Here is a 20,478-nt window from a genome sequence, read left to right on the forward strand (position 1 = left end):
GAAAGAGCGCATCAGCCTCTCGATCAAAGGTGTTGGCGGCGACAAGTTCGCAGAAGCAGTGGGCGGCGTTAAGCGCGGTTCCGTTGTGACTGTGACTGTGACCTCCATCGAAGACGGTGGCATCGAAGTCGAATATGAAGGTATGAAAGCCTTCATCCGTCGCTCCGATCTGTCGCGTGACCGTGCCGAACAGCGCCCCGAGCGTTTCTCGGTTGGTGACAAGGTTGATGTTCGCATCACCAACGTCGATGCGAAAGCACACCGTTTGGGCGTGTCGATCAAGGCACGTGAAATCGCAGAAGAGAAAGAAGCAGTTGAGCAGTATGGCTCCTCTGACTCCGGCGCATCCTTGGGTGATATCCTTGGTGCCGCTCTCAAGGGCGACGACTGAACTTAACGGTTTAGCAAGCTAGATAGGGGCCCCGCAGTGCAGACTGCGGGGCCTTTTTTGTGCGAATCGCAGTCCTTACGAAATCCGCTCAATTTAACGGCATCAAAGTTTCTCCAAGCAAAACAACGCCGATGGGTAAAAAAATCACTGGAAAACAGCGACTTCCCCCGTCTAAATGTGTCGGATAGGGATTTGAGTGACTTCCCGTATGCGTTCGACTTGTTATAGTCGTGCCAAGAAAACTGTAAAAACATCTCGGGGGAGAGGTCAGAATGATACGATCGGAACTAATCCAGAAGATCGCCGATGATAATCCACATCTTTATCAGCGCGACGTTGAACGTATCGTGAATACCATCTTCGAAGAAATCACCGGTGCCATGTCTGCCGGAGATCGTGTCGAATTACGCGGCTTTGGCGCATTTTCTGTCAAAAAACGTGACGCGCGCGTGGGTCGGAACCCTCGCACCGGCGAGACAGTTCATGTAGAAGAGAAACATGTGCCGTTCTTCAAGACCGGCAAACTGCTTCGTGATCGTTTGAACGGGAATTCCTAATGCGTTATGTCCGCTACCTCTGCATCGCTGTTTTCGCTGTGGCATTGATTGCCGTCGCTTTGGCCAACCGGTCGATGGTGTCGCTCAAGATTTTGCCAAGCGAGGTGTCGGGGTTTTTCGCACTGAACCCTGAACTCAATATGCCGTTGTTCGTTGTTATTTTGGGCAGCATCATTGCCGGTTTGTTGATCGGCTTTGTGTGGGAATGGATCCGCGAATACGGTCAACGTGCCGAGGCCGCCCGCCAAGCCCGCGAAATGCGCCGCCTTGAGCGTGAAATCGCACGGTTGAAGGGTGAAAAGCACAAGGGTCAGGACGAGGTTCTGGCGCTTTTGGACCAGGCCAGCTAAGCCCGACGGGCCGCCCAGCCCAAGGATATCACACTGATGACGCCCCCGTTACACGTAAAATTCTGCGGTTTGCGCAGCGTTGCCGATGTCAAGGCCGCTGCGCAGGCTGATGCCCGCTATGTGGGGTTTGTGTTTTTTGCCAAGTCCCCCCGTAACGTGACGCTGGAACAGGCCGCAGCGCTGGCGCTTGAGGTGCCGCAGGGCATCTGCAAGGTCGCGTTGACGGTGGATGCAGATGATGCGTTTCTGGATGAACTGACCATGAGCGTGCCGATTGATATGCTGCAATTGCACGGTCACGAGACGCCGCAGCGGGTGGCCGAGGTCAAGGCACGCTATGGTCTGCCGGTGATGAAGGCCGTGGGCGTTGCAGATGCCAGCGACCTGCCGCAGCTTGATGCGTATATGCTTGTTGCAGACCAAATCTTGGTTGATGCCAAACCGCCAAAGGGGGCAGATTTGCCCGGCGGCAACGGGCTTGCCTTCGACTGGCGCTTGATCGCGGGGCGGCGTTGGTCAAAGCCCTGGATGTTGGCTGGCGGGCTGACCCCTGAAAATGTGGCCGAGGCTGCGCGCATGACCGGCGCACGTCAGGTCGATGTATCTTCGGGCGTCGAGGCGACACCGGGTGTCAAAGATGCACAGCTTATCGCGGCCTTCGGGAAGGCCGCGAAGCTTTAGATCGTAATCGGGTATTTCTTGGCCAAGGCGTCGAATTGCATCAAGGATTCAATCAATGCGGGCATTTGATCCAGATGGATCATGTTTGGTCCGTCCGACGGGGCATTGTCGGGATCCTCGTGGGTTTCGATGAACACGGCACCCACGCCGATCGCAACGGCGGCCCGTGCCATGACGGGGGCGAATTCACGCTGTCCGCCACTTGATCCGCCCATCCCACCGGGTTGCTGAACGGAATGGGTCGCGTCCATCACAACCGGATAGCCTGTCTTGGCCATCTGGGGCAGACTGCGCATATCGGCCACCAATGTATTATAGCCAAAAGACGTACCGCGTTCTGTCAGCAAAATGCGTTTGTTGCCGGTTGATTCAATCTTGGACACGACATTGGCCATGTCCCACGGGGCTAAAAACTGGCCTTTCTTGACGTTGACCACTTTGCCGGTATTGCCGGCGGCCAGCAACATGTCTGTCTGACGGCACAGGAAGGCTGGGATTTGCAGGATGTCCACCGCCTCGGCTGCGATCGCGCATTGTGCTTCGGTATGGACGTCAGTCAACACAGGCACGCCGATTGATTTGCCCACGGATTGTAGCACGGCCAAACCTTCGTCGATGCCAAGGCCACGTTTGCCCGACAGCGACGTTCGGTTTGCCTTGTCATAGCTCGCCTTGAACACGAATTGTGCGCCTGCTGCATCGCAGGCTTCCTTCATCTGGCCCGCGATCATCTGCGCGTGGGTTTCGCTTTCCAGTTGGCAGGGGCCTGCAATCACCGTCAGCGGGCGGTCAATTCCGATAACGACGTTTCCGACGGTGACGTGGATCATTTTGTTACCTGTTCCTTTAGGATCGACGAGGTGAGCGACAACATCAGATAGATGCCCGCAAAGATCAGGAATGTCAAAATGGTGTTTTCAAACTTGCGTGGATAGGATGGTGCCTGCGACGCAACGGGGCGGACCGCCACGGTAAGATAGCGCACTTGCCGTTGTGCTTCGGTGCGGGCCTGTTCCATTTGGGTTTGCGAGGCCTGCAAGGACATATCTGCCGCGGCAAGGTCCGCTTGGGCCAATTGCAGGCTGACGGCCTGTTGGGCCAGCGAATTCGTGCCTTCGGTCGCGTTGTTCATCCGTTCGTTCAGCCGGTCCAGCTGCGCTGAAATGCGCCGTACATCGCCCTGAACACCGTCCACTTTGGCGCGGTTGGGCCGCGGGTTGTCCAGCAATGCTGCCAGCTCAAGCTCTTTCTCAAGCAGAATGGTTTCGTAGTTTGTGATCTGCCCCCGGATCGAGGCGATAACGGCCTCGGGGTCGACCCCGTTTTCAACCTGAAGCTTGATCAGCGCTTCTTGCGCTTCGCGCCGCTGCTTGACGGTTGTTTCAAAGGCGGTCAGGGCATCGCGCATGCCGTCTTCCCGTTTTTGCTGCGATAGGGCGTTCACGCGCTCTTCGGCATATTCCAGCAGGTGTTCCGAGTAGTTTGCCGACACGTTGGGATCGGCCGCAATCACTTCCATGCGGATCATGCCTTCGGTCGGATCATAGCCGATTTTCACGTTCTTTTTATAGAACTTATACGCAACCTCATTCGAGGCTTCGGGGTCAAGCCGTTGAATAGGGTCGATTTCGGGGTCGGCAAAATGCGAAACAAATCCGACATCCTTGTCTAGGCGCAACATCGCATCCTTGGACTGCAAATAGCTTTGCGTGGCGATACTGTCAGCCGAGTTTGCAAATTGTGTCGGCAACAGCCCCCCCAGTGGCCCCATGCCGCCCGACCCTTCGTTCTGGATGATCAGGAACTGGCTGTCGGTCGCGTACATGGGCGTCGCGATGTTGTAAAAATAATAGCCGCCCATGATCGTAGGAAGGCCCACGAAGAACATCAGGCGGACCATAAGAAGGCCAATTTTGCGGCGACGACGTTTGGTAATATCGCGCTGGATGTCCGAGATTTCGCGCATCCGGCGATCCATCGGGGACACGTCGGTCGACGGCAGGTTCACGCCACCAGCAGGCACAGTCTGGGGCAGCTGGATGCGGCCTTTCCCGGCCTCTTCCCCGCCGGCACTGCGTTGTGGCACCACCAGTTCAAGCATGTTCGAGCGTTGGAACGGATCAATCCCCTTGCTGCGCAACAGCCGCACAGCATCAAAATCCGATGTCGGCGCAAGCCCGTGTTTCTGCGCCACGCGCCGCGCCATGCGCAGCTGGCGCCCGGTCAGCCCTTCGCGGCGGATGGCGTCCATGTCCTGCTCGCCTGACACTTCTGCGGCTGATGCCACTTCACCTTGGCGGGGCTGTGCCGCAGGTTGGTCGGCGTGGCCATAACCGGACGGTCCAGCGGTGTTGGCCCCCTCGTTTGAACCGGTGTTTGGCACTGCACGGGGCGTTGATTGCGGGCGGACCTGTTGCGCCGGATCACGGCCCGCTTCTGGCGGATCGGCAGGCGCAATTGCGGCTCCGGCGGTGTCTGCCGGGGCGGCAACGGGTGTGTTGCGTTTGATGCGGAATTTTCTAGCCTTGGGTTTCGTAGTCATAAAGCTGTTTCGCCTCTTCCAAGGTGTCGAATATATGAAGCTTTCCGCCCAGCAAAACGCCGGCGGAACGCGCGAACTGTTGCAACGTTTCGGGCTGGTGCGAAACGATAATGATTGTCGTTGTGCGCAACCGTTCTTGCAGTATTTCTCCTGCTTTGCGGTTGAACTCAACGTCTGTTGTGGTCGGCATGCCCTCGTCGATCAAATAGATATCGAAATCAAGGGCAAGCAGCAGCGCAAAGGAAAACCGCGACCGCATACCAGCCGAATAGGTGCCCAAGGGCTGATCAAAATATTCCCCAAGCCCGCAGAGCCACCGGCAAAAGCTTTCGACATAATCGGGGTCCAGCCCGTAAAGCCGCGCAATATAGCGGGCGTTTTCCATTGCGGAAACCTTGCTGACAACGCCGCCCATAAACCCCAGTGGAAAGCTGATATTGCATTCACGTCTGATTTCACCCTCGTCGGGTTTTTCAAGACCGGCCATCATATTGATCAGCGTTGATTTACCTGTCCCGTTCGGCGCCAGAATGCCAAGCGAATTGCCGATTTCGACGCGAAACGACACATGGTCAAGGATGACCTTGTGCTGTGTGCCAGTCCAAAAGGACTTGGAGACATTGTCGAATTCCAGCATGCCTGCTCCGCTGATAGGTGTTTTGCTTGGACGATCCTCCTTTTGAATGGAGGTATGGTTAAGTTCTATCCGCTGATTTTGACCATATTATGTCCGATTTTGCGTATAATGTACAAGGTTGTATGGGTGGCTGCACAACCCAAGACTGCGCGGGCCGATCAATATCGGGTGAAGATGTGCCGACGTTAATGTCCGATCAATGCAGTTTGGGTGCAGGCGTCACCCTTCGTTTCAAGTTCAAAGGTCATGTGGTGCAGACCGAACTGACTGACCAAGTGCGACTTGAGCGATTTGCGAAGGCCCCCATGGTGCGCATCGGCGCTGACGACGACATGTGCCTCAAGGGCGGACCCGTGTTCTTGCATCATCCACAGATGTACGTGGTGGACATCTTCGACATCGGGATGTGCGCGCATCGCAGCAATGACGGCTTCGGTTTCAAGGTCCGGGGGGCTGGCCAGCATCAATATGCGCGCGACCTGCGGCAATTCGGTCGCTGATTGCCACAAGATATAGCCCGCAATCATCAGGGTCGCCAAAGGATCGACCCATGTCCAGCCAAACAGCAGCACCATCGTGCCTGCAATAATCACCGCAACCGAGCCCAAAGCATCGGCGATGTTGTGCAAGAATGCCGCCCGGATGTTAATGCTGTTTTTCGACGCGCGATAGGTCAGCGCCGCAGTGCCCAGATCAATCAACAACGCAAGCCCGGCGACGGCAACCACGATCCACCCCGTGACGGGCGACGGGTTGGCAAAGCGCATCACCGCCTCGACGATCAGATACAGGCCGATCACGATCAACGTGGTATAGTTGATCAAAGCGGCGACAGCCTCGATCCGGCCATAACCAAAGGTCATGTCGGCGTTGGCGGGCCGCCGTGCAATTTTGCGGGCGGCATAGGCGATGATCAGGGCGATGGCATCGCTGAAATTGTGCAAGGCATCGGCGATCAACGACAGGCTGCCGGCAAAGATGCCGCCGATGATCTGGGCCAGGGTCAGACCAAGGTTGATTAAAACTGCGAGGGCGATTTTGAAATCCCCAGCTTCGGGGTCCACGTGGTGATGGGCATGTGACATAGGCGGTGTTCCGTTCCAGCAGGTTCGTCGTGGGGTTAGTCGTGTGTGTGGTCGGGGCAGGGCACATCGGAATCTGCACAACATTCGGTCAGCAAAAACCGCGATAGATCGTGCACGGCCCCATGCGCTACGGCCGCGCAGATGATACTGCGGCCCTGACGCTGCTGTTGCACAAGGCCAGCGGCGACCAGCAATTTGACATGATGGGTCAAGGTCGATCCGGTGATGCCCGAACGCCCGCCCAACGTACCAATTGCCAGTCCTGCAGGCCCCGCGCGCACCAGAATGCGTAGAACATGCAGGCGTTGTTCAGACCCGAGGGCGGCAAATCTTGCGGCAGCAAGGGTAAGGTCGTGCGGAGGGGGGGCTTTTGATTCCATGCTTCTAGAATTATAGAAATAATAACTGTCGTCAAGAACGTTTCGATGAATCTCGAAATGTTATACTGACCGCGGTATTTGAATCCGGCCTGTTGCCTGCTACCTGACCCCCATGACCGATTTCCGCGATAGCCTGCGCGCCTGCACCTTATGCGCTGACCGTTTTGCGGCCACCGCGACGGCGCATCGCCCGAACCCGGTGGTGTGGTTCCAGCCGGGGGCCCGCCTGTTGATAGCGTCGCAGGCACCGGGGCTGCGGGTCCACCAAGCCAATACGCCATTCTGGGATCAATCCGGAAAACGACTGCGGGATTGGCTGGGACTGGACGAAAATGCATTTTACGACCGGTCCCGTGTGGCGATTATCCCCATGGCGTTTTGCTTTCCGGGGTATGATGCCAAGGGCAGCGATCTGCCGCCCCCGCCGATTTGCGCCAGAACATGGCGGGCAGGGGCGCTGGACACGGTGTCTGATATCCGCTTGACGGTCCTGATTGGCGGGCATGCCATGCGCTATCATTTGCCGGATTTCACCACGGTGACCCGCGCGGTTGCCGATTGGCGCGACCATCCGCCGGGCGTCTTTGCCTTGCCACATCCGTCTTGGCGCAATACCGCTTGGCTTAAGAAAAATCCGTGGTTCGAGGAAGACGTGCTTCCCCGGCTGCGGGCCGCCGTAAAGGATGTGATGAATGACTGACCAGACCCCATTTGACGTTGCCCACGCCGCCATGATGGCAGACGAGACCGACGATGCCGCCCGCCTGCGGTTTTACGAACGCATGGCGGATGTAGAATTGTTTTTGCTGCTCGAGGACGAGCCAGACGCCGATCAGGTCAGCCCCGTCTTGTTGGATGATGCCTATGTGCTGGTGTTCGACCGGATCGAACGGCTGGCGGCCTATGTCGGCCACGCGGCCCCCTATGTGGCGCTGTCAGGGCGCGCGATTGCGGGGATGCTGGACGGACAGCCCCTTGGCATGGCGGTGAATATGAACGTCGCCCCGTCCGCCATCTTGCTGCCCGACAGCGCGGTTGCATGGCTGCGCGACACGCTGGCCCACGTGCCGGGGCAGGTCGAGGCCAAGATCGAACGGGTGATCCCGCCCAAAGGCTTGCCAGAAACCCTCATCGCCGCGATTGATGCCAAGCTGGCCACCGCCACAGGCATGGCCGCAGGCGCATGGTTGGTGGGCGTCGAATATGCAGGCGGCGGGCGCGGGCATCTGCTGGGGTTTGTGGGGGCGATACCCCGCGCCCAAGACGCGCTGGTCCGCGCAGCATCCGAGGCGTTGACCTTTTCAGGGATCGAAGCGGGTGCCATGGACGTCGGGTTCTTCGCGCCTTCTGATCCAACGGTTGAGAAACTGTCCAAGGTCGGCCTGCGCTTTGACCTACCTCAGATGGAGCCTCTGCAAAAGACCCCGCGAATGGAGGCACCTGGGTCGGACCCGTCGAAACCACCCATTCTGAGATGATAGCAGCCCCCCTGCGTCAAAAAGCCTAACGACAGGCAGCATTTTCGCGGTATCCTTTTTAGATCAAAGGAGGTCCGCCCATGTTATTCCGTTTGATACTGGCCCTACCGCTTTTGGCCACGATGGCCCATGCGCAGGGCGAATCCCGCCAGCCCAGCCACTGCATTGCCTTGGCGGATGCCACGCCGGGCATCGAATATCTGACCCTTGCCAGCCTGCCACAGGTCTCGCCCGAGACGGTTCATCTGCATTATATAGCCCATGCCAGCTTTTTGATCCGCAGCCATGGCGGGTTGAACATGGTGACGGATTTCACCGGCTTTACCGGTACGCTGCCGCTGATCCCGGATGTGGTCACCATGAACAAGGCCCATGGCAGCCATTTTACGACCGCGCCAGATCCCGCGATCCCGCATATCCTGCCGGGCTGGGGTGCATTTGGCCTTGGCATCGACCACAATCTTGATCTGGGCGAGGTACTGGTGCGCAATGTATCAACCGACATCAGGTCTGATTTCTCGGGGGTAGAGGTCGAAGGCAATTCCATCTTCATCTTCGAGATGGCAGGCCTGTGCATCGGCCATCTGGGGCATCTGCACCATGAACCCGACGCCGCGCAATACGCCGCCATCGGACGTCTTGATGTGGTGATGGCCCCTGTCGACGGAGGTTACACGCTGGACCAGCCGTCGATGATCCGCATTCTAAAGCGTCTGAAATCGTCGATTGTGATCCCGATGCACTGGTTCTCGGATTTCGGGTTGGATGATTTCCTGACCGGTATGGCCGATGACTTTACCGTGATCCATGTCGAAGGTCCGTCCTTGGACATATCGTTGGACAGGCTACCGTCACGGCCGACGATCATGGTGCTACGCCCGCAATTTTTGCGCAGCGACGATTAAGCGCCTTGCATGCGTTGGAACTTGGCGCGATCAATAGCGCATGAAACTGAACCCAGCCGATCCCGCATTCGAGGCCGCCTTGCGCGCCGATCTTCCTGCCGATGTGTTCCGCCCGGTCGAGCCGCGCTATCTTGAGGAACCGCGCGGTCTTTATGCGGGCCAGTCTGCCATCCTTGCGCTGCCCCGCGATGCCCAAGAGGTGTCGACCCTGATCCGCCACGCCAATGCGGCACGGGTCGGCGTCATCCCTTACGGCGGCGGCACCGGTCTGGTGGGCGGGCAGGTGGCGGAAAACGGGCCTGCGCCGCTGATCCTGTCGCTGGAACGCATGAATAAAATCCGCGCCGTCTATCCGGATGAAAACGTGCTGGTGGCCGAGGCAGGTGTGATCTTGTCCGACGTTCAGGACGCCGCCGAACAAGCAAGACGGCTGTTCCCGCTGAGCTTGGCAGCCCAAGGATCGGCGCGGATTGGCGGCAATCTGGCGACCAATGCCGGCGGCACCGGCGTGCTGCGCTACGGCAATGCGCGCGATCTTTGTCTCGGCCTCGAGGCGGTGCTCCCCGACGGCCAAATCTGGAACGGGCTGACACGGCTGCGCAAGAACAACACCGGCTATGACCTGCGTCACCTGCTTATCGGTGCCGAAGGCACGTTGGGGGTGATCACCGCCGCAGCGCTCAAGCTTTTCGCGCGCCCGACGAAATCGGGCACGGCGCTTTTGGTCGTCCCGTCCCCCGCTGCGGCCCTGAAACTGCTGTCACTGGCGCGCGACCAATTGGGTGAAATGGTCAGCGCATTCGAGATCATGAACAAGATGGGACTGAATTTCCTGTCTGAGACCATGCCCGAAGTCCGCCAGCCCTTTGCCACCCCGCCCGAATGGTGCGTTTTGATTGAACTAGGCCTCAGCGGGGGTCTGGATCCGGCGGCATCGCTGGAAAAACTGTTCGAATGCGCGCTTGAGGCTGATCTGGTCACCGATGGCCTGATCGCGCAAAGCCAACAACAAGCTGATGATTTTTGGGGGGTCCGTGAAAATATCCCCCATGCCAACCGTAAAATCGGTGCGGTTTCCAGCCACGACATCTCTGTCCCGCTTGGCGCGATCCCCGATTTCATCGCGCAGGCAGGCAAGAAAATCGCAGGGTTGGGTGACTTCCGCATCAATTGCTTTGGTCACGTTGGCGACGGTAATTTACACTACAATATCTTCCCGGTTCCCGGCAAATCCCGTCAGGATCATCTGGCACAGCGCGATGAAATCAAAAAGGTCATCCATGACCTGACCCACGCCATGGGCGGTTCAGTCAGCGCCGAACACGGCATCGGTCGCCTCAAGGTCGATGACCTCGAACGATACAGCGATCCCGCCAAACTTTCAGCGATCCACGCGATCAAGGCGGCGCTTGACCCCAGCGGGATCATGAACCCCGGCGTGATCGTGCGCGCCCCCGACTAACCGGTTTCTCTGGCTTGAAAATATCCCGGGGGACGCCCCCTGGGGGCGGGGGGCAGCGCCCCCTTCACATACCCTCAAATGAACAAAGCGCGTTCACTTCCATGCCCATCGCTTCTAGCCGCTTGCGCCAGCCAAGCTCCGGTAAGTCGATGATAAAGGCACAAGACACGATCTCGCCGCCCAATCGCTCGATCAGCTTTATCCCAGCCTCAGCCGTCCCGCCTGTCGCCAGCAGATCGTCCACTACCAAAACCCGCTCGCCGGGCTGAATGGCATCCTCGTGGATCTCAACAATCGCCTCGCCATATTCCAACGTATATTCCTGAGAAATCGTCCGGCCCGGCAGCTTCCCCTTCTTGCGGATCGGCACAAAGCCCACGGACAGCTGATGCGCAATCGCACCGCCCAAGATGAAACCCCGTGCTTCCAGCCCGACAACCTTGTCAATATCGACGCCGGCGTAAGGGTGCAGCATCTGGTCAATCGCCATGCGGAAGCCGCGTGGGTCGGCAAATAACGTGGTCACATCGCGAAACATGATCCCTTCATGGGGGAAATCAACGATGGTGCGGATATAGTCCTGAACCTGTTTCATCGGGTTCTCCTGATCTTGGGGGGCTGAAATGACACGCCATGTCTCTCTCACCTCACCCTTGTAAAAATACTCATTCACACGACCTGCCCGGCACCCCAAGGCCCCGAACAGACGCGAAACCTCAACGAAGTCTCTATAGAACCCGCCCTGCTACCGCATCAAGCTTTGCCATCAATGCGGGGTCGCGGGCCGCAGGCTGCGTCAATATCGCGAACTCCAACGCGTTGTCACAGCCATGGGGGCAATCATGGCGTTCAGCCCCAAGCAACGCGGGCAGGCGTTTGACCAGATTGCGGCCCTTGTCGGCATTGCTCATTAAAACTCGAATGATGTCTGTCACATCAACCTCGCCATGATCCGGATGCCAGCTGTCATAATCCGTGATCATCGCAACGGACGCATAGCAAAGCTCGGCCTCACGGGCCAGCTTGGCCTCGGGCATATTGGTCATGCCGATCACGTCTGCGCCCCAGCTTTCGCGGTACATCTTTGATTCCGCCAGCGTTGAAAACTGCGGCCCTTCCATAGCCAGATATGTGCCGCCACGGTGTACGTTGATGCCAGCATCCCGCGCGGCCGTTTCGCAGGCGTCGCTCAGGCGGGGGCAGGTCGGATGTGCGACGCTGACATGGGCCACGCAGCCGGTGCCGAAAAAGGATTTCTCGCGGGCAATGGTCCGGTCGATGAACTGGTCCACGATGACGAAATCACCGGGGGCCATTTCCTCTCGAAAGGATCCGCAGGCGGATACGCTGATGACATCTGTGCAGCCCAACCGCTTGAGCGCGTCAATATTGGCGCGGTAGGGAACGGTGGATGGCGCATGCACGTGACCACGTCCGTGACGGGGCAGGAAAGCCATCTCGACACCCTCCAGCGTGCCGGTCAGGATAGCATCCGACGGTGCCCCCCACGGGGTTTGTACGGTCTGCCATTCCGCGCCTTCAAGCCCGTCGATCTCGTAGATGCCCGAGCCGCCGATTACGGCGATTTTGGTCTGTGTCATAGGAGTGCCTCTGGATTGATTTGCGCGCAGAGTACCAAGGCTGACGGTGAGGGAAAGCCTCAATCAGGTACCGAACGTTGCGCTCGGCTTTCAATCTGCGTGGCTTTGGTCTAGTGAGCGCAAAAGACACCCCGACCGTATGATACGAAGGATGCCCCATGGCGCGCACCACATTCCGCAGCTTTACCAAGAATCTTGATGTTACCGACCTGCGCTGGATGCCCGGCGAGGGGCTTTCGTCTACGCGTCTGCGGATTGAATTGCTGTCTGGTCTGACCGTTGCCTTGGCTTTGGTACCCGAAGCGGTAGCCTTTGCCTTTGTCGCCGGTGTACATCCGCTGGTCGGTCTTTATGCGGCATTTCTGGTGGGGCTGATCACGGCGCTGATCGGGGGCCGTCCGGGTATGATCTCGGGGGCGACGGGGGCTTTGGCGGTTGTGATGGTGGCTTTGGTCGCACAGCACGGCGTCGAATATCTGTTCGCGACGGTCGTCCTGATGGGGCTGTTCCAGATCTTTTTTGGCCTCATGCAATGGGGCAAATTCATGCGGCTTGTGCCGCATCCGGTGATGTTAGGCTTTGTGAACGGCCTTGCGATCGTTATTTTCTTGGCCCAGATGAGCCAGTTCAAGGTGCCGGGATCGATGGTTGATACAGGGCATGGCATGTCCGGGGGGCAATGGCTGTCAGGGCAACCGTTGTATCTGATGCTGGCGCTGGTGGCGGCAACCATGGCGATTATTTGGGTGACACCGCGCATCACCAAGGCAATCCCCGCCCCGTTGGCAGGCATCGGGATCGTGGCCATCGTCGTGATCGCGACCGGCATGAACGTGCCACGGGTCGGCGATCTTGCCTCGATCGAGGGTGGATTTCCGCTGCCGCACATGCCCTTTGGCGAAGGCCTTGGGTTGTATGGCACCGCGCTGGCACCGTTCAATCTGGAAACCCTTTATATCATTTTGCCCTATGCGGTGATCCTTGCCGCGATTGGCTTGATTGAATCGCTGCTGACGCTGAATCTGGTCAGCGATCTGACCAACACGCGCGGCGGGGCCAGCCAAGAATGTATCGCCCAAGGTGTTGCAAATACGGTCACGGGCTTTTTCGGCGGGATGGGTGGTTGTGCCATGATCGGCCAGTCGATGATCAACGTGAAATCCGGCGGTCGGACCCGCGTCGCGGGGATTGCTGCGGCGGTGTTCTTGTTGCTGTTTATTCTTGTGGGGTCATCCCTGATCGAACAGATACCATTGGCCGCGCTTGTGGGCGTGATGTTCATGGTGGTGATCGGGACATTTGCGTGGAACTCTTTGACGATCTTGCGCAAAGTGCCGTTGATGGATGCATTTGTGATCCTGTTGGTGACGGTTGTGACGGTCTACGAAGACCTTGCCGTTGCGGTGGTTGTGGGTGTGATCGTGTCAGCGCTGGCCTATGCGTGGAATAATGCGCGGCGCATTCATGCCAAGACCTATCTGACGCCCGAAGGTGCCAAAGTTTATCAGGTTCAGGGCCCGCTGTTTTTCGGATCGTCCGAAGGCTTTGCCGAACTGTTTGACGTCCAGCAAGACCCGTCCGAGGTTATCGTTGATTTCGCCGACAGCCGCGTTGTGGATCAATCGGCCTTGCAGGCGATCGAGACGATTGCGGGTAAATACGAGGACGCTGGCAAACGCGTACAACTGCGCCACCTAAGCCGTGACTGCCATCGCCTGCTGACCAAAGCAGGGCACCTGATGATCGACAGCGATGATGATCCTGAGTATCAGGTCGCGGTCAACTATCAGGTGCGCACTGGCATTCTGGGCGGCCATTAGGCGGGGCTGGCCGTTTTCTTCAAAGAAAACGGGACGGAATTTTTGAAAACTCCGGATCGCGTATCAGTCGTCGGGGCGGATAATTTCGAATACATCCGTGATGCGGGTGTAGTCGCGGTATCCTAGGCGCGACAACGGCTGATAGGTGGTCACGTCAAACCGCCCGTCCTTGATGCAATCGTCGCGCATGTGTACGCCGACGACTTCGCCAAAGACGACAAAGTTGCTTTCGCCTTCGATCTTTACCATCTGCGTCATCCGGCATTCAAGGCTGGCGGGCGCATGTGCGACACGGGGGCAGGCGATCTCGTCACACTCGGCCTTTTCGATGCCGGCATGGCCGAATTCGTCTGTGCCGTGGGGCAGCGTAGCCGACGACGCATTCATCGCATCGCGCATGGCGTATTCCACGATGTTGACGCAAAAAACGCCAGTCTCGCGGATATTGGCCATGCTGTCTTTGGTCCCGTCCACATCTGCTTTGGTGCCTGTGGATGCAAACATGACCTGCGGCGGTACATAGGCCACACCGTTAAAGAACGAATAGGGCGCCAGATTGTCGTGGCCTTGGGCATCGCGCGTCGAAATCCAGCCGATCGGGCGGGGCGTCACGATGGCGTTGAACGGATTATGTGGCAAGCTGTGGCCGTCTTTCGGGCGGTAGAACATCAATCTCTCCTCTTGATTTGCACCCATGGCTAGCGCCATGTTAAGGGCTTTGCCACCGCAAATACTCAGACAGGCCGCAATCCCCTTGTATCACATGACCCCAGAGAGCGCGCAGGACCATTGGGAGGTCGAGGCGCTATATGACACCTGTTTTGCGCCGGGCCGCGAGGCGCTATCGTCGTACCGTCTGCGTGACGGCGTACCGCCTGTATCAGGCCTAAGCCATGTGGCGCGGGATGACGATGGCATCTTGGCAGGCGCGATCCGCTATTGGCCAATCCGCATCGGAGCGGCCGAGGCATTGCTGCTGGGGCCGGTCGCGGTTCACCCGACACGGCAGGGCGAGGGGCTTGGCGGGTTGCTGATCGAAGACAGTCTGGTCCATGCCGCGCCCTTGGGTTGGACGCGGGTGATGCTGGTGGGGGACGCGCCCTATTACGAACGCTTTGGGTTCACCCTATTGCATGATGTCGTCATGCCGCCGCCCACAAATCCGGCGCGGGTCTTGGGGCGTGACCTTGTTCCCGGCGCGTGGCAGGGCATTGCGGGTGATGTAACGTCATGGCTGCTGTAACGTTGCATTGAAACCGGGACGCTTGCGCCCCACATTCAGATGGAACAGCGCAAAGGCCCCGTTATGCAGATCGAAAGCAACCTTCCGACCACGATTGACGTCGAAGCACGTCTGGACCAGATCGCCCGGCGCTATCAGGGCGCAGGTGGCGTAGGCATCAATGTGTTGAATGTCATCGGCGGCAGTGCCGAAGGGCTGATCGACAAGCTGCCAAATATGGTGCGCAACAATCTGGAGGCTGCCACGGTCAAGGCATTGGGGCAGGCGATGAAGGCTGCAACCTCGACGCGGTCGATGGTGCCGGATCAGAAAAGCTGGCTTAATCAGGCGGTCAGTGCGGCCATGGGCGCGGCAGGCGGTGCTGGTGGATTGCCAACGGCGCTGGCCGAATTGCCTGTGACCACGACACTGTTGCTGCGTGTGATCCAAGGGGTCGCGGTTGAACATGGCTTTGACCCCTATGCCGAGAACGTGCAGTTCGATTGCATTCAGGTATTTTCTGCTGCCGGACCACTGTCGGATGATGACGGGGCTGATCTGGGGTTTCTGTCAGCACGCGTCGCACTTAGCGGGCGGGCCATGCAGGCGGTGATCGCCAAGGTCGCCCCGCGACTGGCGGTCGTGTTGGGTCAAAAGCTGGCGGCCCAAGCGGTGCCGGTCTTGGGCGCTGTCGCGGGGGCGGCGACGAATTATGCCTATACCAGCTATTACGAGGACATGGCCCATGTGCATTTCGGCCTGCGCAAACTGGCCATAGACGCAGACATCCCGCAGGACGTATTGGTTGAACGGTTGCGGATCAAGGTCGGCCCCAAGCGCGTCGCTTGAGGCGCGTTCTTTGACACCTGACCTGCAATATCTGACCGTTGATACCTGTTGGCTATCGCCCGATGCTGCCCGGTGCCACGGTCGTGGCCTTCAGGATCGCATAGCACTTCATCCCTGGCACCAGACCCAGTTCAGCCACCGCGCGGGCGGTCACCCGGCTGAGCAATCTGTCTGACCCCGCACGCAGCGCAATGGCAGCCCCCGGACCGTCACCGGGGTGAATTGTCTCTACCTCGACCGGTAGGACGTTCACCGAACTCAACCCCTTGGGGCGGTTCAGCGACAAGATCACATCCTGCGCCAGCACCCGCAGCCGCACCCGCGCGCCGATGCCTGCCTGTACACCGGGCAGTTCGATCTCTCCGGCACTGATCCGCAGCGTTGATATGCCGTCGGTCCCATGGGCAATGACATCGGCTTCGATCACGGCACCTGCCTCGCGCACCCCCAGCAATGGCACGGCGGCAGGGTCTGCCATCACATCGAACAACGGTCCTTGGGCTTGAACGCGGCCATTCTGGATCAATACCAATGTATCCGCGAGGCGGGCAATTTCATCGACGGCATGGCTGACATAAAGGATCGGCAGACCAAGAGGGCCGTCGCGCAAGCGCTCAAGAAAAGGCAAAATCTCTTGTTTGCGGGGGCCGTCCAGACTGGCGAGCGGTTCATCCATCAGCAACATGCGGGGATGGCTCAGCAGCGCGCGCCCCAAGGCTACCCGCTGCTTTTGCCCCCCCGACAAGGTTGCCGGCGCACGATTTTGCAGGTCTTCCAGACCCAACAAAGCGACCACATCGTCAAAGCCGGGACCCGCGCTGCCCTTTGGTGCATAGCGCGCGCCGAACATCAAATTCTGCGCGACGCTCAGATGTGGGAACAGGCGCGCATCCTGAAATACAGTGCCCAATCGGCGCTTGTGCGGCGGTACGAAAATGTTGCGCTTTGTGTCCAGCAGGACGTCGCCATCCACGGCGATTAACCCCTGATCCGGACGTAGAAATCCACCCACGGCATTGATAACAGTGGTTTTGCCGGCACCCGACCGCCCGAAAAGCGCGGTGATGCCCGGCCCGGCCTCAAGCGCGATTTCCAGCGTGAAATCGGCAAAGCGGTGGGACAGGGAAAGCGAGAGGGTCATGCGCCTGCGATCCGTGCGGCGACGCGGCGGGCAAGTAGCTCAGACAACAACACGGCGCTGATCGCCACGGCTGAGGCCATCAGAACCATGACCACCGCTTGGCTTTCCCCGCCGGGGATTTGCAGCGCCGACCAGATCGCGCTGGGCAGGGTCTGGGTCTGGCCGGGGATGTTCGCGACAAAGGTGATCGTGGCCCCGAATTCGCCCATCGCCTTGGCAAAGCCCATCACGGTTCCCGCCAGTATTCCCGGCAGGATCAGGGGCAGGGTGACACGGGTAAAGACCGACAAGCGCGGGGCACCAAGCGAGAAGGCTGCTTCTTCAAGTTTCGGGTCAACCGCTTCGATTGCAAGCCGCATGGCCCGCACCATCAAGGGGAACCCCATGATCGTCGCGGCAAGGACGGCACCGGACCAGTGGAACGCCAGATGCAGGCCTATCGCCTCTAATGCGCGGCCCAAGGGGGCGGTGCGCCCGAAGGCCATCAACAGCAGGTAGCCCGTCACGACGGGCGGCAGTACCAAAGGCAAATGCACCGCCGCATTCAGCAATGCTTTGCCCCAAAACGAACGACGCGCCAGCACCCATGCGACCCAAAGCGCCAAGGGAACCGCCAGCACGGTGGCCCAAACCGACACCCAAAGCGACAGGCGCAGCGCGTCCCATGCGGCGGCGTCTGGTGTCATCGGGTGATCTGCCCAAAGCCGTGTTTGGCAAAAACCAACATTGCCTCTGGGGTTTGCAGATACGCAAGAAAAGCCTGCCCGCTGTCTGTCAGGGCGGCAGCTGGATAGGTAATAGGACTGTGCAATTCTTCCGGCACGGCATAGACCACACGCACCTGATCTTCGGCTAATGCATCCGTGCGGTAGACGATGCCCAAGGGGGTTTCGCCACGCGCGACCAACGCAAGCGCGGCGCGCACATTGTCAGTTTCCGCAAGATGGCGCACCAAGGCGTCCCATTGACCTGTCGATTGCAGCCATTCGCGGGCATAGATACCGGCAGGCACCGCATCGCGCTGCCCCATGGCAAGACGCGCGCCGTCAAGTTCAGCAAGCAGGTTATCGGGGTCCGGTGTGGCGGTACTGGCGGCAGGTGCGATCAGCACAAGGCTGTTGCTGAGCAAATCAACGGCGGCGGTGCCATCAATCAGCCTCTTGTCTTGCAGCCAGCCCATCCAGACCGGATTGGCCAGAATGATCACATCTGCCGGTGCCCCGGCCGCAACCTGCCGCGCCATCGTGCCCGAGCCACCAAAGGACAGGGCCACGTTTGCCGCGTAGTCGGTCGCAACCTCGTCCAAAGCACCCCGCAGACTGGCGGCGGCAAAAACCGTCACAGTGCCAGATTGCGCCAGCGCCCCGAAAGGTAGCCAAAGAGCGAAAATAATGATCATTCTTAACATCATATCTACACTATCCGCCAAGCGCATTGGGCGCGCAAGGGGATCACTGGTGTTGTGTATAACCTGCGGCTAAACTGCTCCGATAGAGGCATGACCCGACCCGAGGCAATATGATCAAGCAACTGCCCATTTCGATACCCGGTGCCCGCAAGGGCGACGTGCGGTCGCAATTTGCGGCACTGTGTTACCGTATCAGACGGGGCAAGGTGCAGGTGCTTTTGATCACCTCACGCGGCTCCAAACGCTGGATTGTGCCCAAAGGCTGGCCGATGGACGGTCAAACACCAGCGCGCGCCGCGTTGCAAGAAGCTTGGGAGGAAGCCGGGGTTACGGGGCGGTCCGTTGGCGGATGTCTGGGGGTCTATTCATACGACAAGACGATGCCGGACGGAGAGATCATCCCTGTCCTTGTATTGCTTTACCCCGTTGAGGTTAAGGCTTTGGCAAAGAATTTCCCCGAAGTTGGACAGCGTCGGCGCAAATGGGTGTCGCGCAAAAAAGCAATGAAAATGGTCAGCGAGCCAGATCTTGGCCGTTTGATTCGCGATTTTGATCCGCGCCCGGGCGTGTCGCCTGCCAAAATGGGGGCTGCTTGACGCTGCCCTTATTGACACCATTTAATTGCCTAAGGTGATGAAAAAGGGCAAACTGCTGCTAACATGATAAAATTTACCTTGAAATGTGACCGGGACCACCTGTTTGACAGCTGGTTTCAATCGACATCGGCCTTTGAGGCGCTGGCGCAGCAGGGGCATGTCAATTGTGTCGTTTGCGGCTCTGATCAGGTAAGCAAGGCGATCATGGCCCCGCGTTTGACGACCCGGAAAACAGCCGCACCAAAGGGGCCCGAGACAAAGGATAGCCCTGCGGGTGCGTCGTCGACAGTTTTATCCAAGCCTCAAACGGATGTCGAAAAGGCGATCAACGCATTGCGCAAGGAGGTCGAAAGCTCCTCTGACTATGTCGGAGCGGATTTCGTCAAGCAGGCACGCGCCATGCATGCCGGTGACGCGCCAGAGCGGTCAATTTATGGAGAAGCACGGCTGGATCAGGCCCGCGCCTTGATCGAAGAAGGTGTGCCCCTGATGCCCCTGCCGTTTCGGCCCAAACGCTCAACGCAATAGAATACACGCAGATCGGGGCATGCCCCCTGCGGGACAAGGGAACATCAAACCATGACGATTTTGATCACTGGGGCAACCCGCGGCATCGGCGCGGGGCTGGCCGCACACTACAAAGACCAAGGCCACGAGGTATTCGGGACAGGACGGTCGCCGATGGCAGACATCCAGTTGGATGTGACCCATCCCCACGATCACAGCGCCATGGCGGCCAGTCTGGGGGACCGCGCATTGGACCTGTTGGTCTGCAATGCGGGCGTCTATCTGGACAAGCATGACGATCTCGAAACGGGCTTTGGAGCGGATCTTTGGGCGCATAGTTTCGCGACCAATGTGACTGGCGTCTTTCTTGCCATTCAGGCGCTGTTGCCTCATCTGCGCAGGGCGCAGAGCCCGAAAATCGCGATCATTTCTTCGCAGATGGCGTCGTCGGAATTGGCACGGGGAGGGAGCTATATTTACCGCGCGTCCAAGGCGGCGGCTTTGAATTTGGGGCGCAACCTTGCGACAGATTTGAAGGGCGAGGGGATCGCTGTCGGGATTTATCATCCGGGTTGGGTCCAGACCAGTATGGGCGGCAATATGGCTGCCATTACGGTCGATGAAGCGGTTATGGGTCTGGTTGGCCGGTTTGCAGCGTTGGATATTGCAACCACGGGATGTTTTGAGACATGGGACGGGCGGGCGCATCCCTATTGATTTAGGATTAGGGGTTGTGCCCAGCGATTCAAGACTCGGGGCTTTGCCCAGTGATTTAAGATTCGGGGCTTTGCCCCGGGCCCCAGGATATTTTTGAGCCAGAGAAACGGCAAAATGCTTGGGCTTGCTAAGGGCACGGCTTGCGCGTA

At 58.7% G+C, this 20,478-nt stretch carries 25 protein-coding genes; 14 read left to right on the top strand and 11 right to left on the bottom strand.

Going from position 1 to position 20,478, the window contains the following annotated elements; genetic code table 11:
* The 4 genes from ABYT07_RS09655 to ABYT07_RS09670 form a co-directional block, all read left to right on the top strand.
* Nucleotides 1-391: S1 RNA-binding domain-containing protein (locus ABYT07_RS09655; RefSeq protein ID WP_372991199.1), on the top strand; the 391-nt coding region annotated here is incomplete at its 5' end.
* Nucleotides 392-663: 272 nt separating this feature from the next.
* Nucleotides 664-948 (top strand): integration host factor subunit beta, encoded by a 285-nt coding sequence (gene ihfB / locus ABYT07_RS09660; RefSeq protein WP_372991200.1) that lies wholly within the window; start codon nucleotides 664-666, stop codon nucleotides 946-948.
* The gene (locus tag ABYT07_RS09665) at nucleotides 948-1,298 is read left to right on the top strand and encodes a LapA family protein (protein ID WP_372991202.1); all 351 of its coding nucleotides are present in this window, start codon (nucleotides 948-950) and stop codon (nucleotides 1,296-1,298) included. Before ihfB ends, ABYT07_RS09665 begins: the two co-directional genes overlap by 1 nt.
* Nucleotides 1,299-1,334: 36 nt before the next feature.
* Nucleotides 1,335-1,979: a phosphoribosylanthranilate isomerase gene (locus tag ABYT07_RS09670; RefSeq protein ID WP_372991204.1), complete on the top strand. Its 645-nt coding sequence runs from the start codon at nucleotides 1,335-1,337 to the stop codon at nucleotides 1,977-1,979.
* Here ABYT07_RS09670 and kdsA read toward each other — a convergent pair.
* From kdsA to ABYT07_RS09695, 5 genes are all read right to left on the bottom strand, one after another.
* On the bottom strand, nucleotides 1,976-2,809 hold the full coding sequence (gene kdsA / locus ABYT07_RS09675; protein ID WP_372991206.1) for a 3-deoxy-8-phosphooctulonate synthase: 834 nt from the start codon (nucleotides 2,807-2,809) through the stop codon (nucleotides 1,976-1,978). The two genes, ABYT07_RS09670 and kdsA, sit on opposite strands and share 4 nt — an antisense overlap.
* Nucleotides 2,806-4,521, bottom strand: a complete 1,716-nt coding sequence (locus ABYT07_RS09680) for a capsule biosynthesis protein (RefSeq protein ID WP_372991207.1) — start codon at nucleotides 4,519-4,521, stop codon at nucleotides 2,806-2,808. Before ABYT07_RS09680 ends, kdsA begins: the two co-directional genes overlap by 4 nt.
* Nucleotides 4,499-5,158, bottom strand: a complete 660-nt coding sequence (locus ABYT07_RS09685) for an ABC transporter ATP-binding protein (RefSeq protein ID WP_372991208.1) — start codon at nucleotides 5,156-5,158, stop codon at nucleotides 4,499-4,501. The genes ABYT07_RS09680 and ABYT07_RS09685 overlap by 23 nt, the downstream gene beginning before the upstream one ends.
* 185 nt (nucleotides 5,159-5,343) lie before the next feature.
* Complete coding sequence (locus ABYT07_RS09690) at nucleotides 5,344-6,243, bottom strand: cation diffusion facilitator family transporter (RefSeq protein WP_372991209.1); 900 nt, start codon at nucleotides 6,241-6,243, stop codon at nucleotides 5,344-5,346.
* Nucleotides 6,244-6,278: 35 nt separating this feature from the next.
* Nucleotides 6,279-6,623, bottom strand: coding sequence for an ArsR/SmtB family transcription factor (locus ABYT07_RS09695; RefSeq protein ID WP_372991210.1), 345 nt, complete (start codon nucleotides 6,621-6,623; stop codon nucleotides 6,279-6,281).
* A 112-nt stretch (nucleotides 6,624-6,735) separates the two neighbouring features.
* Between ABYT07_RS09695 and ABYT07_RS09700 the strand changes: the two genes are divergently transcribed.
* The 4 genes from ABYT07_RS09700 (at nucleotide 6,736) to ABYT07_RS09715 (ending at nucleotide 10,468) form a co-directional block, all read left to right on the top strand.
* The gene (locus ABYT07_RS09700) at nucleotides 6,736-7,323 is read left to right on the top strand and encodes a uracil-DNA glycosylase family protein (RefSeq protein ID WP_372991211.1); all 588 of its coding nucleotides are present in this window, start codon (nucleotides 6,736-6,738) and stop codon (nucleotides 7,321-7,323) included.
* Nucleotides 7,316-8,101, top strand: a complete 786-nt coding sequence (locus tag ABYT07_RS09705; protein ID WP_372991213.1) for an SseB family protein — start codon at nucleotides 7,316-7,318, stop codon at nucleotides 8,099-8,101. The genes ABYT07_RS09700 and ABYT07_RS09705 overlap by 8 nt, the downstream gene beginning before the upstream one ends.
* Nucleotides 8,102-8,181: 80 nt before the next feature.
* Nucleotides 8,182-9,006, top strand: a complete 825-nt coding sequence (locus ABYT07_RS09710; RefSeq protein WP_372991215.1) for an MBL fold metallo-hydrolase — start codon at nucleotides 8,182-8,184, stop codon at nucleotides 9,004-9,006.
* A 40-nt stretch (nucleotides 9,007-9,046) separates the two neighbouring features.
* On the top strand, nucleotides 9,047-10,468 hold the full coding sequence (locus tag ABYT07_RS09715) for an FAD-binding oxidoreductase (RefSeq protein ID WP_372991217.1): 1,422 nt from the start codon (nucleotides 9,047-9,049) through the stop codon (nucleotides 10,466-10,468).
* A 64-nt stretch (nucleotides 10,469-10,532) separates the two neighbouring features.
* Here the strand turns inward: ABYT07_RS09715 and ABYT07_RS09720 are convergent, their stop codons facing one another.
* Both ABYT07_RS09720 and ABYT07_RS09725 read right to left on the bottom strand, forming a co-directional pair.
* Nucleotides 10,533-11,063, bottom strand: a complete 531-nt coding sequence (locus tag ABYT07_RS09720; RefSeq protein ID WP_372991219.1) for an adenine phosphoribosyltransferase — start codon at nucleotides 11,061-11,063, stop codon at nucleotides 10,533-10,535.
* Between the two features lie 133 nt (nucleotides 11,064-11,196).
* Nucleotides 11,197-12,069, bottom strand: coding sequence for an S-methyl-5'-thioadenosine phosphorylase (locus tag ABYT07_RS09725; RefSeq protein WP_372991221.1), 873 nt, complete (start codon nucleotides 12,067-12,069; stop codon nucleotides 11,197-11,199).
* Between the two features lie 158 nt (nucleotides 12,070-12,227).
* On the opposite strand from ABYT07_RS09725, the gene ABYT07_RS09730 reads away from it, so the two are divergent.
* Nucleotides 12,228-13,889 carry a SulP family inorganic anion transporter gene (locus ABYT07_RS09730; protein ID WP_372991223.1) on the top strand — a complete coding sequence of 554 codons (1,662 nt, stop codon included), beginning with the start codon at nucleotides 12,228-12,230 and terminating at the stop codon, nucleotides 13,887-13,889.
* A gap of 63 nt (nucleotides 13,890-13,952) precedes the next feature.
* Here the strand turns inward: ABYT07_RS09730 and ABYT07_RS09735 are convergent, their stop codons facing one another.
* Nucleotides 13,953-14,558, bottom strand: coding sequence for a flavin reductase family protein (locus ABYT07_RS09735; protein WP_372991225.1), 606 nt, complete (start codon nucleotides 14,556-14,558; stop codon nucleotides 13,953-13,955).
* Nucleotides 14,559-14,595: 37 nt separating this feature from the next.
* Here ABYT07_RS09735 and ABYT07_RS09740 point away from each other — a divergent pair, with 37 nt between their 5' ends.
* Both ABYT07_RS09740 and ABYT07_RS09745 read left to right on the top strand, forming a co-directional pair.
* The gene (locus ABYT07_RS09740; RefSeq protein ID WP_372991227.1) at nucleotides 14,596-15,132 is read left to right on the top strand and encodes a GNAT family N-acetyltransferase; all 537 of its coding nucleotides are present in this window, start codon (nucleotides 14,596-14,598) and stop codon (nucleotides 15,130-15,132) included.
* 63 nt (nucleotides 15,133-15,195) lie between these two features.
* Entirely contained in the window at nucleotides 15,196-15,960 is a 765-nt protein-coding gene (locus ABYT07_RS09745) for an EcsC family protein (RefSeq protein WP_372991229.1), read from the top strand.
* A 52-nt stretch (nucleotides 15,961-16,012) separates the two neighbouring features.
* On the opposite strand, the gene modC is transcribed toward ABYT07_RS09745, so the two are convergent.
* The 3 genes from modC to modA are packed head-to-tail and all read right to left on the bottom strand — an operon-like array spanning nucleotide 16,013 to nucleotide 18,500.
* Nucleotides 16,013-17,101 (bottom strand): molybdenum ABC transporter ATP-binding protein, encoded by a 1,089-nt coding sequence (gene modC / locus ABYT07_RS09750; RefSeq protein ID WP_372991231.1) that lies wholly within the window; start codon nucleotides 17,099-17,101, stop codon nucleotides 16,013-16,015.
* Nucleotides 17,098-17,787: a molybdate ABC transporter permease subunit gene (gene modB, locus ABYT07_RS09755; RefSeq protein WP_372991232.1), complete on the bottom strand. Its 690-nt coding sequence runs from the start codon at nucleotides 17,785-17,787 to the stop codon at nucleotides 17,098-17,100. The genes modC and modB overlap by 4 nt, the downstream gene beginning before the upstream one ends.
* Complete coding sequence (gene modA / locus ABYT07_RS09760; protein ID WP_372991234.1) at nucleotides 17,784-18,500, bottom strand: molybdate ABC transporter substrate-binding protein; 717 nt, start codon at nucleotides 18,498-18,500, stop codon at nucleotides 17,784-17,786. Before modA ends, modB begins: the two co-directional genes overlap by 4 nt.
* A gap of 119 nt (nucleotides 18,501-18,619) precedes the next feature.
* On the opposite strand from modA, the gene ABYT07_RS09765 reads away from it, so the two are divergent.
* From ABYT07_RS09765 to ABYT07_RS09775, 3 genes are all read left to right on the top strand, one after another.
* Nucleotides 18,620-19,105, top strand: a complete 486-nt coding sequence (locus ABYT07_RS09765; protein ID WP_372991235.1) for an NUDIX hydrolase — start codon at nucleotides 18,620-18,622, stop codon at nucleotides 19,103-19,105.
* Nucleotides 19,106-19,168: 63 nt separating this feature from the next.
* On the top strand, nucleotides 19,169-19,633 hold the full coding sequence (locus ABYT07_RS09770; protein WP_372991236.1) for a DUF1178 family protein: 465 nt from the start codon (nucleotides 19,169-19,171) through the stop codon (nucleotides 19,631-19,633).
* Nucleotides 19,634-19,684: 51 nt separating this feature from the next.
* Nucleotides 19,685-20,329 (top strand): SDR family NAD(P)-dependent oxidoreductase, encoded by a 645-nt coding sequence (locus ABYT07_RS09775; protein ID WP_372991237.1) that lies wholly within the window; start codon nucleotides 19,685-19,687, stop codon nucleotides 20,327-20,329.
* Nucleotides 20,330-20,478 lie beyond the last annotated feature (149 nt).

The organism is Sulfitobacter sp. (assembly GCF_041552635.1).
GTDB lineage: Bacteria > Pseudomonadota > Alphaproteobacteria > Rhodobacterales > Rhodobacteraceae > Sulfitobacter.